At 71.8% G+C, this 12,656-nt stretch carries 10 protein-coding genes; 3 read left to right on the top strand and 7 right to left on the bottom strand.

All coding sequences use genetic code 11. From position 1 onward, the window contains the following. The first annotated feature begins 125 nt into the window (after positions 1-125). Positions 126-812 carry a PH domain-containing protein gene (locus tag ABIA32_RS06555; RefSeq protein ID WP_370092900.1) on the top strand — a complete coding sequence of 229 codons (687 nt, stop codon included), beginning with the start codon at positions 126-128 and terminating at the stop codon, positions 810-812. A gap of 243 nt (positions 813-1,055) precedes the next feature. Here the strand turns inward: ABIA32_RS06555 and ABIA32_RS06550 are convergent, their stop codons facing one another. The 4 genes from ABIA32_RS06550 to ABIA32_RS06535 all read right to left on the bottom strand — a co-directional run bounded on the left by ABIA32_RS06550 (position 1,056) and on the right by ABIA32_RS06535 (position 5,245). After that, the gene (locus ABIA32_RS06550; RefSeq protein ID WP_370092899.1) at positions 1,056-1,796 is read right to left on the bottom strand and encodes a tyrosine-protein phosphatase; all 741 of its coding nucleotides are present in this window, start codon (positions 1,794-1,796) and stop codon (positions 1,056-1,058) included. 56 nt (positions 1,797-1,852) lie between these two features. Continuing rightward, entirely contained in the window at positions 1,853-3,586 is a 1,734-nt protein-coding gene (locus tag ABIA32_RS06545) for a phospho-sugar mutase (protein ID WP_370092898.1), read from the bottom strand. A gap of 137 nt (positions 3,587-3,723) precedes the next feature. After that, positions 3,724-4,554, bottom strand: a complete 831-nt coding sequence (locus tag ABIA32_RS06540; protein WP_370092897.1) for a purine-nucleoside phosphorylase — start codon at positions 4,552-4,554, stop codon at positions 3,724-3,726. 253 nt (positions 4,555-4,807) lie between these two features. Then, positions 4,808-5,245, bottom strand: a complete 438-nt coding sequence (locus ABIA32_RS06535; protein ID WP_370092896.1) for a gamma-glutamylcyclotransferase — start codon at positions 5,243-5,245, stop codon at positions 4,808-4,810. An 83-nt stretch (positions 5,246-5,328) separates the two neighbouring features. Here ABIA32_RS06535 and ABIA32_RS06530 point away from each other — a divergent pair, with 83 nt between their 5' ends. Both ABIA32_RS06530 and ABIA32_RS06525 read left to right on the top strand, forming a co-directional pair. Beyond that, positions 5,329-6,780, top strand: a complete 1,452-nt coding sequence (locus ABIA32_RS06530) for an NAD(P)H-quinone dehydrogenase (RefSeq protein ID WP_370092895.1) — start codon at positions 5,329-5,331, stop codon at positions 6,778-6,780. 156 nt (positions 6,781-6,936) lie between these two features. Beyond that, positions 6,937-7,824, top strand: coding sequence for a DeoR/GlpR family DNA-binding transcription regulator (locus tag ABIA32_RS06525; protein ID WP_370092894.1), 888 nt, complete (start codon positions 6,937-6,939; stop codon positions 7,822-7,824). 104 nt (positions 7,825-7,928) lie between these two features. Here the strand turns inward: ABIA32_RS06525 and ABIA32_RS06520 are convergent, their stop codons facing one another. The 3 genes from ABIA32_RS06520 to ABIA32_RS06510 form a co-directional block, all read right to left on the bottom strand. After that, on the bottom strand, positions 7,929-9,611 hold the full coding sequence (locus ABIA32_RS06520) for an Ig-like domain-containing protein (RefSeq protein ID WP_370092893.1): 1,683 nt from the start codon (positions 9,609-9,611) through the stop codon (positions 7,929-7,931). 95 nt (positions 9,612-9,706) lie between these two features. After that, positions 9,707-10,711, bottom strand: a complete 1,005-nt coding sequence (locus ABIA32_RS06515; protein ID WP_370092891.1) for a bile acid:sodium symporter family protein — start codon at positions 10,709-10,711, stop codon at positions 9,707-9,709. Positions 10,712-10,739: 28 nt separating this feature from the next. Continuing rightward, positions 10,740-12,500 (bottom strand): biotin carboxylase N-terminal domain-containing protein, encoded by a 1,761-nt coding sequence (locus ABIA32_RS06510; protein ID WP_370093155.1) that lies wholly within the window; start codon positions 12,498-12,500, stop codon positions 10,740-10,742. Positions 12,501-12,656 lie beyond the last annotated feature (156 nt).

Raw genomic sequence — 12,656 nt, 5'->3', positions numbered from 1 at the left:
GGCGTCCGTGTGACGTTCGCCGACCGAGTGGGCTGCGCGGCGCTCGTCCCGGCTGTCACCTCGATGCCATTCCGAGACCCGGTCGGTCATGGGGAACGCCCGAACCTGGGGCAGAATCGGTGACCATGAGCGACACCCCGGACCGTGCGAACACCAATCCCAGCGGCCCTGCCCCCACGTTCCACGACAAGACCTACCGGTCTGTCGGCGGGATCTTCGGCGGCGGACTGCTGCTGGCCGTGATGCTGTGGCTGTGCATCGATGCGATGGTCAAGGGCGCCGGCACAGCGCCGGCGCTGGCCGCGTCTGTGCTGGTACTGGGCGTACCGCTGATCGTGGCCTTCACGCTCCGGCCGGTCGTCCGCTCGGGCGCGGACCGGCTGCTGGTACGCAACCCCTTCCGCACGATCGAGGCCCCGTGGGGCGCGATCGAGTCGGTGACCGCGACGCTCTCGGTGGAGCTGAAGGCCGGCGGCCGCAAGTTCGTGATCTGGGCGCTGCCGGTCTCGCTGCGGCAGCGGAAGCGCGCGGGCCGGCGCGCGATGATCGCCACGGGCGATCGTGGGCAGCTGGCTTCTTCGCGGGGCGGCGGCGGTCGCTTCGGCGCGGCGATGCAGCCGTCCCCGTCCGGGCCGACGCAGGCGTCGGCGGACAAGGCGGCGCTAGAGCTGAACGAGAAGGCGGATACCGCCCGCGGGAAGCTCGTCGCGGACGCGGCGGTCCCTGAGGTCAAGGTCACCTGGACGTGGTGGCTGATCGCCCCGATCGCCGCGGGCGCGCTGGCGTTGATCATCCTGCTGGCAACGGGCTGAGAGGTAGTTGCACCTTCGGGGGCGCGAGGAACTGCGCGACAAGCCACTGATGTGGTGTGTCCCCGAACGCGCAGGGCCATCCGCACAGGGTGGTTTCTCGCGCAGTTCCCCGCGCCCCTGGAGGTGCAACGGACCCTCCGTCGTAGCCTGTCGCGCCCGCGCGCCGGAGGCGCAAATGAGCAGAGCCCCGCGCCCCTGATGGTGCAACGTGCCCCTCTGCGGACGGCTCGCGCCCGCGCGGCGTCAGAGCAACGTTGCGCGGAGGGTGGTCAGGTCCGTTTGGGTGACGCCGTGGGCGAGGAGGTAGCCGGTGGCGTCGCCGTAGGTGGCGCGGATGCGGGTGAGGAAGCCGGTCAGCAGCGCCGGGTGGATCGGCGACGAGCGGCGCTCCTCGCCGTGCTCGTCGACGTAGTAGACCGGGCCCTTGTCCAGGCCGAGTGCGGAGTTGGAGAGGTGGTAGTCCGCCACCACGTCCGCGTCGGAGACGCCCAGCGCGGACTGGATGGTCGCCACCGTCACGCCCGTGCGGTCCTTGCCGACCGCACAGTGCACCAGCGCCGGCAGCGCGCCCGGACGGGCCAGCGCGCGCGTCGACGCCGCGATCGCCGGGCCGGCCGTCGCGGCCATGTAGGCGTAGAGGCCGTCCAGGCTCTCCGCGCCCGCCTCCGCGTCGCGCTCATCGCGTGCCTGCTGCTCCGGGACGCGGGGCGGGAAGGTCGGCAGGTGGAGCACCTGGACGTTCGCGTCCAGCTCGCGGTCCGGCCAGACCTCGCGCTCGATCTGGGAGCGCAGGTCGATCACCGTGCGCAGGCCGAGCTCGGCGAGGTGGCGCGAGCCCTCGTCGGTCAGCTGGTGCAGGGAGGCCGAGCGGTAGAGCAGCGCCTCGGCCACCCGGCCGCCCGACGCGGTCGGAAAGCCCCCGGCGTCACGGAAGTTGAGCACGCCGGGGACGGGGATCAGGCGTTCGGCTCCAGATATCGACACTCCGACAGCATGTCAGAGGCGTCCGGCCGAAACGCCGACGGGTCAGCGCACCGGGCTCACAGCCCGGCGGCCGCCCCCAGATCCGACTTCAGCGCCGCCAGCAGTGACGTCGCCAGCTCGTGCGCCGCGCGCAGCTCCGCCACGCCGCCGACGGGGACGACGACCTCCAGGTAGCACTTCAGCTTCGGCTCCGTCCCCGACGGCCGCACCACGATCCGCGCGCCGGTCACGCCCTCGCCGCTGAGGTGGTAGCGGAGACCGTCCGTCGGCGGCAGCGCCGCCGAGCCGGCCTCCAGGTCCTCCGCCGAGTCGACGTGCAGGCCGGCCAGCCGCGTCGGCGGCTGCTCGCGCAGTCTGGCCATCGCGTCGGAGATGACGCGCACGTCGGCGACGCGGACCGAGAGCTGGTCGGTGGCGTGCAGGCCGTGCGTCGCGGCGAGGTCGTCGAGGAGGTCCGTCAGCGTGCGGCCCTGGGACTTGAGGGTGGCGGCGAGCTCGGCCATCAGCAGGGCCGCGCTGACGCCGTCCTTGTCGCGGACGGCCTCCGGGTCGACGCAGTAGCCCAGCGCCTCCTCGTATCCGTAGCGCAGGTCGTCCACCCGCGAGAGCCACTTGAAGCCGGTCAGCGTCTCCTCGTAGCCGAGGCCAGCCGCCTCCGCGATCCGGGCGAGCAGGGAGGAGGAGACGATCGTCGTCGCGAAGGTGCCCTTGGCCCCCTTGGCGACCAGGTGCGCGGCCAGCAGCGCGCCGACCTCGTCGCCGCGCAGCATCCGCCAGCCGGAGCCACGGCCCCCGCCGTTCGCGGCGGACGGGTCCGGCACGGCCACCGCGAGCCGGTCGGCGTCCGGGTCGTTGGCGATGACGATGTCCGGCTGGTGCTCGGCCGCCGCCGCGAAGGAGAGGTCCATCGCGCCCGGCTCCTCCGGGTTGGGGAAGGCGACGGTCGGGAAGGCCGGGTCAGGGTCGCCCTGGGCGGTGACGACCGTCGGGGTCGGGAAGCCCGCCCGCTCGAACGCGGCCAGCAACGTGCCGCGGCCGACGCCGTGCATCGGGGTGTAGACGACGGAGAGGTCGCGCGGCGCGTGCTCGTCGACGACGGCGGCGGCGCGGGTCAGGTACGGCTCCAGTACCTCGGCCTCCGTCAGCACGTCCCAGCCCTCGACGGCGAGCGGCACCTCGTCCAGCGTGCCGACGGCCTCGATCTCCGCCGCGATGCCCGCGTCGTGCGGCGGGACGATCTGCGAGCCGCCGAACGCGCCGCCCAGGTAGACCTTGTAGCCGTTGTCGCGGGGCGGGTTGTGGCTGGCCGTGACGGCGACGCCGGCGGCCGCGCCGAAGTGGCGGACGGCGTAGGCGAGGACCGGGGTCGGCAGCGGGCCGGGCAGCAGCGCGGCCTTGAGGCCCTGGGCGACCATGACGGCCGCGGTGTCGCGGGCGAAGACGTCGGAGTTGTGGCGGGCGTCGTAGCCGATCACGACGAGACCGCTGCCGGACTCGCGCTTGAGGTAGGCGGCCAGTCCCATCGCCGCGCGGATGACCACCGCGCGGTTCATCCGCATCGGGCCCGCGCCCATCTCGCCGCGCAGTCCCGCGGTGCCGAACTGGAGCGTGCCGGCGAAGCGCTCGGCCAGCTCCGACCAGGCTGCCGCGCTGGACTCGCCGGGGCCGCGCTCGGCGGCGGCGAGCAGGTTCTCCAGCTCCTCGCGGGTCTCCGGATCCGGGTCCTCGGCCAGCCAGGTGCGGGCCCGGTGGAGCAGGTCGCCGTCGGCATTGGCCTGATGGGCAGTCATCGCGTCACTTCCTCAAAGCCTGGTGCGTGCAGAGCAGTAAAAGCGCCGTGCAAAAAGCATGGCACCCGGCGCGGGAACCGTCGGATGCCATGCTGAGGAGAAGCCGGAAGGATCAGATCCTTGTCTCAGATCGGTTCTCAGATCCGTTCGAGGACCTTGGCCAGCAGCGCACCCATGCGGGTGGCGGAGCTGCGCCCGGCCTCCAGGACCTCTTCGTGGTTGAGCGGCTCGCCGGTGATGCCCGCGGCCAGGTTCGTCACCAGGGAGAGGCCGAGCACCTCGGCGCCCGCCTCGCGGGCGGCGATGGCCTCCAGCGTGGTGGACATGCCGACGAGGTCGCCGCCGATGGCGCGGACCATGCCGATCTCGGCCGGGGTCTCGTAGTGCGGGCCGGGGAACTGGACGTAGACGCCCTCCTCGAGGGAAGGGTCGACCTCCTGGCAGAGCGCGCGCAGGCGCGAGGAGTAGAGGTCGGTCAGGTCCACGAAGTTGGCGCCGACGATCGGGGAGGCGCCGGTGAGGTTGATGTGGTCGCTGATCAGGACCGGCTGGCCCGGGGCCATGCCCTCGCGCAGGCCGCCGCAGCCGTTGGTCAGCACGACCGTGCGGCAGCCGGCGGCGACCGCGGTGCGCACGCCGTGGGCGACGGCGGCGACGCCGTGGCCCTCGTAGTAGTGGGTGCGGCCGAGGAAGACCAGGGCGCGCTTGTCGCCGATGCGGATCGAGCGCACCTTGCCGGCGTGGCCGGCCACCGCGGGCGGCGGGAAGCCGGGCAGCTCGGTGATGGCGAACTCGAAGTCGGGCTCGCCGAGTTCGTCGGCGGCGGGGACCCAGCCGGAGCCCATCACCAGGGCGACGTCGTGCGGCTGCCCGTCGGTGAGCTCCCGGAGGCGCGCGGCGGCGGTCACCGCGGCGTCGTAGGGGCTGACGGGGTTCGTGCCGGCGTCCGGCTGCGGGAAAGCGTTCACAACACGAGGATAACGGCAATCTCCTACGCGCGTAGAGCACGAAAGGATGACATTCCCGGCCTCGTGGCGTTGATCTTCGTGCGAATGGACGAACGGAACGACGACCCGGTTGCCCGCACCGCTGCCCGCCCGGAGCCGGAGCTGACCGGCGACGCGCAGCCTCGCGGTCGAGGCGCGGTTCACGCGCGGTTCACGCGCGCCTGACGGTAACGAAGGGCTAACGATTCCGGCCCGTTCGGCGGGCGACCAGGGGTCAGCAGGGGCGCTTTCGCAGTTCCATCACGTAGTCGTGCGGCGCGCCGGCCGACTCCGCCGCGTCGGCGATGATGCCGAGATAGCGGGCCGAAGGGAGGCCGCCCTCGTAGTCGTTGAGTACGTAGGTCCACGCGGTGACGTCGCCGTCGAGGGTGTGCACGCGGACCCTGAGCTTGCGGTAGAAGCCCAGCGGGACGCCCTCCCAGCGGTCCAGGCCCAGCTCGTCCATCGGCGCGATGTCGTAGAGGGCGACGAAGACTTGGTCCTTCTCGTCCTCCACGACCGTGGCGATCGAACCCTCCCAGCCGAACTGCTCGCCGCCGAAGGTCAGCCGCCAACCGTCAAGCCAGCCCGTGCCGCGCAAGGGCGAGTGGGGGGCACGGCGGCTCATCTGCCGCGCGTCGAGGTTGCTGGCATACGCGGCGTAGAGCGTCATGGGACATAGCGTACGGGAGCGGCACGACCGGCCGGCCTCGGTCCGTCCCGGCCGGTGCCCGGGGGCGCCGAATGTGCGGGACAATGGAGCACGTGACTCGGATTGTGATCATCGGTGGCGGACCTGGCGGCTATGAGGCGGCGCTCGTCGCCGCACAACTCGGCGCGGAGGTGACCATCGTCGACCGCGACGGCCTCGGCGGCGCCGCGGTGCTGACCGACTGCGTCCCCTCCAAGACCCTGATCGCGACCGCCGAGGTGATGACCACCTTCGACAGCTCCTACGAGGAGCTCGGCATCGTCGTCGCCGACGGCGGTCCGACCTCGAACGCCCGCGTCGTCGGCGTCGACCTCGGCAAGGTCAACCGACGCGTCAAGCGCCTCGCCGTCGCCCAGTCGCACGACATCACCCAGTCCGTCACCCGCGCCGGAGTCACCCTGCTGCGTGGCCACGGCCGCCTGGAGGGCGGGCAGGCGCTGGACGGCTCGCGGGGTGTGATCGTGGACCTGGTCGACGGTGAGACGCAGGAGCTGCGCGCCGACGTCGTGCTGCTGGCCACCGGCACCCACCCGCGCGAGTTGCCCGACGCCGCGCCGGACGGCGAGCGGATCCTCACCTGGACCCAGGTCTACGACCTGGACGAGCTGCCGGACGAGCTGATCGTCGTCGGCTCCGGCGTCACCGGCGCGGAGTTCGCGGGCGCCTACCAGGCGCTGGGCTCCAAGGTCACCCTGGTCTCCAGCCGCGACCGCGTGCTGCCGGGCGAGGACCCGGACGCCGCGACCGTGCTGGAGGACGTCTTCCGCCGCCGCGGCATGAACGTGATGAGCCGCTCGCGCGCCGAGGCGGCCCGCCGCGTCGGCGACAAGGTCGAGGTCACCCTCTCCGACGGCCGGGTCATCACCGGCTCGCACTGCCTGATGGCGGTCGGCTCCATCCCCAACTCCGAGGGCCTGGGCCTGGACGCGGCGGGCGTGAAGACCTCCGAGTCCGGCCACATCAAGGTCGACCGGGTCTCCCGCACCTCCGCGCCCGGCGTCTACGCGGCCGGTGACTGCACCGGCGTGCTGCCGCTGGCCTCGGTGGCGGCGATGCAGGGCCGGATCGCGATGTACCACGCACTGGGCGACGCGGTCGCGCCGCTGAACCTGAAGACCGTCTCCTCCAACGTCTTCACCGACCCGGAGATCGCCACGGTCGGTTACAGCGCCGCCGACGTCGAGTGCGGGAAGATGGACGCGGTCTGCGTGAAGCTGCCGCTGCGCAGTAACCCGCGCGCGAAGATGCAGGGCATCCGCGACGGTTTCGTGAAGCTCTTCTGCCGTCCCGGGACGGGGATCGTCGTCGGCGGCATCGTGGTCGCGCCGCGCGCGAGCGAGCTGATCCACCCGATCTCACTGGCCGTCGACAACAACCTGACGGTGGAGCAGGTCGCCAACGCCTTCACGGTCTACCCCTCGGTCTCCGGCTCGATCGCGGAGGCGGCGCGGCAGCTGCACGTGCGCAAGCGCGCGGAAGGCGCCGAGGGTAGCTGAGGGTCGCCGAAGGTAGCTGACGGCGCGTCGGGGGAGCGCGAAACCGGGCTGAGGCGGCGCATAGTGTAGAGGAGTGCGCCGGTCTGCTGTGGACGTTTTGGGCAAGTAGGCGCAATCGCCTGAAAGCTAACGGTCGTGCACGTTACCGTCTGTTTCGTGTTCGCAGCAGAACGTCGCCAGTTGATCCTCGAAATGGTGCGTGCGAACGGAGCGGTGTCGCTCCGTGAGCTCGCCCGCGTCGTCCAGACCTCTGAGGTGACCGTCCGCAGGGACGTGCGCGCCCTGGAGGCCGAAGGCCTGCTCGACCGCCGGCACGGGGGCGCGGTGCTCCCCGGCGGATTCACCCGAGAGCCCGGATACCCACAGAAGACTCATCTCGCCGCCGCCGAGAAGAGCGCCATCGCGGACCTCGCCGCGACCATGGTCGCCGAGGGCGACGCCATCGTCGTCGGCGCGGGCACGACCACCCAGGAGCTCGCCCGCCGGCTCGCCAGGGTCCCCGGCCTCACCGTCGTCACCAACTCGCTTCTGGTCGCCCAGGCGCTGGCCCACGCCAACCGCGTCGAGGTGGTGATGACGGGCGGCACGCTCCGCGGCACCAACTACGCGCTGGTGGGCAGCGGCGCGGAGCAGTCCTTGCAGGGGCTGCGGGTGACCCGTGCCTTCGTCTCCGGCAGCGGCCTGAGCGCGGAGCGCGGCCTCTCGACGACGAACATGCTGTCCGCGTCGGTGGACCGCGCGCTCGTCAGCGCCGCGGCCGAGGTCGTGGTCCTGGCGGACCACGGCAAGCTCGGCAACGACACGATGTTCCAGACGGTCCCCAGCGAGGCGATCACCCACCTCGTCACGGACGAACAGGCCACGCTGGCGGAACCCTCCGCCCGCGAGCTGGACGCCCTGGCGGACCGCGGCGTCCAGGTCCACGTCGCGCCGATGACGCCGGCGGCGGCGTACCCGTCCACCCCTCCTGACGCCCCCCGCCGCCCGGCAGGCTTCCCGGGGCAACGGCGTGCGCCGGTGCCGGTCGTCTCCGGACGGCGGTAGCCCTCAGGGGCGCGAGGCTCTGCTTGATCAACTGTGGGCGCGAGAAGCGCTTGTCGCGCGCGCAGTCGATCGAGCACTGCCTCGCGCCCCTGACGGCTTCACGGTCAGCGCGGGCTGAAGCAGACCGTGTTGCTGACGGAGTCGAAGAAGGCGTCGAAGTCGACGTTCAGATCGACCGTCACGACCCGGAAGCAGGCCGGCTGGTAGAGCCGCTGCGTCTGGAGACCGACCCTGGTCGGGTCGGCAACGGGCGGGACGTGCCAGGCGCCCCCGGAGGCCGGCCGCCACTCCAGCAGGACCCCGCCCGCGTACGTCCGGGACCAGGTCGTGCCGATGCGCTGCCAGACGGCGGCGTCGAGAAACCCCGGTTGACCTCGCCCGACGAGTCCCCGGTTGCCGGCTGTCAGAAACACAGCGGTGAGCCAGCGGGTGTCCAGGCGCATGCCCGTGCTCACGGTCAGACCGAAGTTGCTGGTGGCAGTGAACACCACCGTGCCGTGGACCTGCTTGTTGACGGGAGTGGTCCAGCGCAGGCTGGGCGGGGTCGGGTACTGGCCGTGGGCGAGGACGGTCGTGCCCAGGGTGAACTTCCAGCTCTGGACGTGGCTGATGCCGTCCTGGCTGCTGACGGTGACCTTGGGCCGGAAGACGGATCCGGGGACGAGGACGGTGGCTCCCGGGGTGCTGACCTTCAGCGGGCGGACCACGGTGATCTGCTGGGCCCATTGGGCCGTGTAGCCGTCCGCGTCGGTGAGGGTCACGGCGAGCCGGTGGCGGCCGGTGGGCAGCGGCCAGGCGCGACCGTCCCAGCTGACTGCGCAGGCGTTCTCGCCGGTCATCGTCAGGTCCTCGGCGTGCCAGGGGGTTCCGTCGATCCGGACGTCGAGGTGCCGTGGCGCGTTCAGCGGAGCCAGGGCCGACGGGCAGCCGGCCAGGCCGGTGTAGTCGATGACGAGGAAGGGGCTCTCGTCGGGGAGGTAGATGTCCGACGTCGGTCGGGCCAACAGGGTGAAGCCGTGCTCGACGAGAAGCGTGACCGGTATCGGGGTGCTGATGTGTCCTGCGCTGTCCACAGCCACGATCTCGGCCGGATGCCGACCGGCAGACAGAGACATGGTGTCGACGACGGCCTGCCAGACCGCGCCATGACCGGTGGGGGTGAGGTGGACCGGGGTGGTGAGCGCCGAGTCCGGGGTGATCAGCTGCACGTCACTGATGCTCGTGCCCGCGGCGGCCGTCGGCGAGACCCCGACGCCGACGTCGACGGTGGTGGACTTCCCCCCGGCGGAGCCGCCCGACGCGGGGTAGACGAAGGGGAGATGGTTGTCGTTGCGGAACAGCTCCCCGGCGAAGCCTTCGGCCCGCGCGGTGTGAGCGGCGACGCTGACGACAAGGTTGTAGTCGCTGAAGAGGGATGCCGGGGTGGCACCCGCGATGGTGGGCAGGGTCTCAGCGGTGTCGACGCTGAACGTCTTGGTGCACGTGACGTCGCACTCGCCGGGCGCCAGAGGCAGCGTGAAGGTGGGCGTGGGCATACCGACGTAGTTGGCCCCGTCGAGACGGACGTCGACGGAGGTGACCGGATCGCCGGCCGGCGCCTGGATCCGCACGGTGACCTGGACGGTGCCGCTCACCTGCGCCAGATCGGCCGGGCTCAGGATGCTGACGACGGGTGCCGGCGCGGGCGCCGATCCGTCGGCGAAGGCAACGGAAGGGCCGACGACGGCCGAGGCCGCGAGACCCAGTGCGGTGAGCGTGCGCAGGGCCGCACGCGGTGTCGCTCTCATGCTCGTTCCCCCCGGGGAGATCCCTGCGCATCGGTCCCGAGCTGCCGCAGGTGATCGCTTGTCAGTCGATTAGGCGCACAGACTAGCGCTCGGGCTCAGCGCTCACGTCCCGGGTCCCGCATCCGGCGTGCGATGACCGTGCAGGCCATCAGCTGGATCTGGTGGAACAGCATCAGGGGCAGGACGAGCAGGCTGACGGACGAAGCCGGGAAGAGGACAGCAGCCATCGGGAGGCCACTCGCCAAGCTCTTCTTGGAGCCGCAGAAGATCAGGACGATGCGGTCCTCGCGGGCGAAGCCCAGCTCCTTGCCCGCTGTCGCCGTGATCCCGAGCACCGTGAAGAGCAGCACCACGCAGACGCCCAGCAGCAACCCCAGCCGCGCAGGCGAGAGCGCGCTCCAGACGCCGTTGACCATGCCCTCGCTGAACGCGGTGTAGACCACCAGCAGGATCGACCCCCGGTCGACCAGCGTCAGGGCGGGCTTGTGGCGGGTCGTCCAGTCCGCGATCCAGCGGCGCGAGAGCTGGCCCAGCAGGAACGGCACCAGGAGTTGCAGGACGAGGTCCAGCGCCGACGAGGCGTCGATGCGCGCGCTGCCGCCCATGATCCAGGCGGTCAGCAGCGGGGTGAGCACGATGCCGATGAGGCTGGAGAAGGTCGCTGCGCAGACCGCCGCCGCGACGGTGCCGCCCGCGATGGACGTGAACGCGATCGAGGACTGGACCGTCGAGGGCAGCAGCGTCAGGAAGAGGACGCCCTTGGCGAGCTGCGCGCCCAACAGCGGGGTGGTCAGCCACTGCGCCAGCACGCCCAGCAGCGGGAACAAGGCGAACGTCGCCAGCAGGATCGTCAGGTGCAGCCGCCACTGCTTCGCGCCGTCCAGCGCGGCCTTCGGCGAGAGGCGCGCGCCGTAGAGGAAGAAGAGCAGGCCGATCGCGACCTCGGTCGCCACCGAGACCGCGTGCGCCGCGCCGCCGCGGGCGGGGAGCAGCGCGGCGACGCCGACCGTGGCCAGGATCGCCAGGAGATACGGGTCGACGCCCACCCGGCCCAGCGCGTCGCGCAGGGCCGTGAGGGGCGTCTTCCGTGTGGTGCTCATAGCGACAGAGCCGACGAGGTGCCGGAGGTCAGTCCTTGATCTCGCAGATCACGGCACCCGAGGTGACCGTCGCGCCGACCTCGGCGCTGATGCCGACGATCGTGCCCGCCTTGTGGGCGTTCAGCGGCTGCTCCATCTTCATCGCCTCCAGGACCACGACCAGGTCGCCCTCGGCGACCGTCTGGCCCTCCTCGACGGCGACCTTGACGATCGTGCCCTGCATCGGCGAGGCGAGCGTGTCGCCGGAGGCGGCCGAGCCGCCCTTGCCGGAGACCGCGCGGCGCTTCGCCTTGCCGCCGCCGGACGCCGTCCGAGCGGGCGCGCCCGCGGAGGCGCCGAGGCCGGCCGGGAGGGAGACCTCGATGCGCTTGCCGCCCACCTCGACGACGACCGTCTCGCGGCCCTCGGCCTCCTCGCCGTCGACGCCCGGGGCGACGAACGGCGGGATGGTGTTGACGAACTCGGTCTCGATCCAGCGGGTGAACACCGTGAACGGGTCGCTGGTGAACGCCGGGTCGGCGACGACCGCGCGGTGGAACGGGATGGCGGTCGCCATGCCCTCGACCTTGAACTCCGCCAGCGCCCGCGCCGCGCGCTGCAGCGCCTGCTCGCGGGTCGCGCCGGTGACGATCAGCTTGGCCAGCAGCGAGTCCCAGGCGGGGCCGATGACCGAGCCGGTCTCCACGCCGGAGTCCAGGCGGACGCCGGGGCCGGACGGCGGGGCGAAGAGGGTGACCGTGCCGGGGGCCGGCAGGAAGCCGCGGCCCGGGTCCTCGCCGTTGATGCGGAACTCGAAGGAGTGACCGCGCACCTCAGGGTCGCCGTAGCCGAGGGCCTCGCCGTCGGCGATGCGGAACTGCTCGCGGACCAGGTCCAGGCCGGTGACCTCCTCGGTCACCGGGTGCTCGACCTGGAGGCGGGTGTTGACCTCGAGGAAGGAGATCGTGCCGTCGATGGCGACCAGGAACTCACAGGTCCCGGCGCCGACGTAACCGGCCTCCTTGAGGATGGCCTTGGACGCCGCGTAGAGCTCGGCGTTCTGCGCCTCGGTGAGGAACGGCGCGGGGGCCTCCTCGACCAGCTTCTGGTGGCGGCGCTGCAGCGAGCAGTCACGGGTGGAGACGACGACCACGTTGCCGTGGCTGTCCGCCAGGCACTGGGTCTCGACGTGCCGCGGCTTGTCGAGGTAGCGCTCGACGAAGCACTCGCCGCGCCCGAACGCTGCGACGGCCTCGCGCACGGCCGAGTCGAACAGCTCCGGGATCTCCTCCAGGTTGCGGGCGACCTTCAGGCCGCGACCGCCGCCGCCGAAGGCGGCCTTGATCGCGATCGGCAGGCCGTGCTCGCGGGCGAACGCGACGACCTCGTCCGGGCCCGCGACCGGGTCCGGCGTGCCGGCGACCAGCGGCGCGCCGGCGCGCTGGGCGACGTGGCGGGCGGTGACCTTGTCACCGAGGTCGCGGATGGCCTGCGGCGGCGGACCGATCCAGATCAGGCCGGCGTCGAGCACGGCCTGGGCGAATTCAGCATTTTCGGAGAGAAAGCCGTAGCCCGGGTGGACGGCGTCCGCGCCGGAGTCGGCGGCTGCCTTCAGCACCTTGGCCATGTCCAGATAACTGGTGGCCGGAGTGTCGCCACCCAGGGCGAAGGCCTCGTCGGCCGTGCGGACATGCAGCGCGTCCCGATCCGGCTCGGCATAGACGGCAACGCTCGCGATACCGGCATCCCGACAGGCACGGGCGACGCGGACGGCAATTTCTCCGCGGTTGGCGATGAGCACCTTGCGCACAGTGGCTCCCTTCATGAACCCAGGAGAGTTTAGGGAATCCCGGGGTGTACTGCCGAGTCCGTCCCGGTGGTGACCTTGCCCACACGCTGGGTGAGCGGCCTGGATCCACGGTACGCCGCGCCGATTGAAGCATGGTTGTGCCACGGTCTTCCGCAC

Origin of the sequence: Streptacidiphilus sp. MAP12-20 (assembly GCF_041262525.1) — a bacterium.
Taxonomy (GTDB): domain Bacteria; phylum Actinomycetota; class Actinomycetes; order Streptomycetales; family Streptomycetaceae; genus Streptacidiphilus.
The sequence above is the reverse complement of the archived record's forward strand: the minus strand, read 5'-3'. Positions and strand labels throughout refer to the sequence as shown.

Coding starts and splice junctions, on each gene's coding strand:
- ABIA32_RS06545 (WP_370092898.1), bottom strand. CDS start 3,586: ATGACTGCCCATCAGGCCAATGCCGACGGCGACCTGCTCCACCGGGCC.
- ABIA32_RS06520 (WP_370092893.1), bottom strand. CDS start 9,611: ATGAGAGCGACACCGCGTGCGGCCCTGCGCACGCTCACCGCACTGGGT.
- ABIA32_RS06515 (WP_370092891.1), bottom strand. CDS start 10,711: ATGAGCACCACACGGAAGACGCCCCTCACGGCCCTGCGCGACGCGCTG.
- ABIA32_RS06555 (WP_370092900.1), top strand. CDS start 126: ATGAGCGACACCCCGGACCGTGCGAACACCAATCCCAGCGGCCCTGCC.
- ABIA32_RS06530 (WP_370092895.1), top strand. CDS start 5,329: ATGGAGCACGTGACTCGGATTGTGATCATCGGTGGCGGACCTGGCGGC.
- ABIA32_RS06535 (WP_370092896.1), bottom strand. CDS start 5,245: ATGACGCTCTACGCCGCGTATGCCAGCAACCTCGACGCGCGGCAGATG.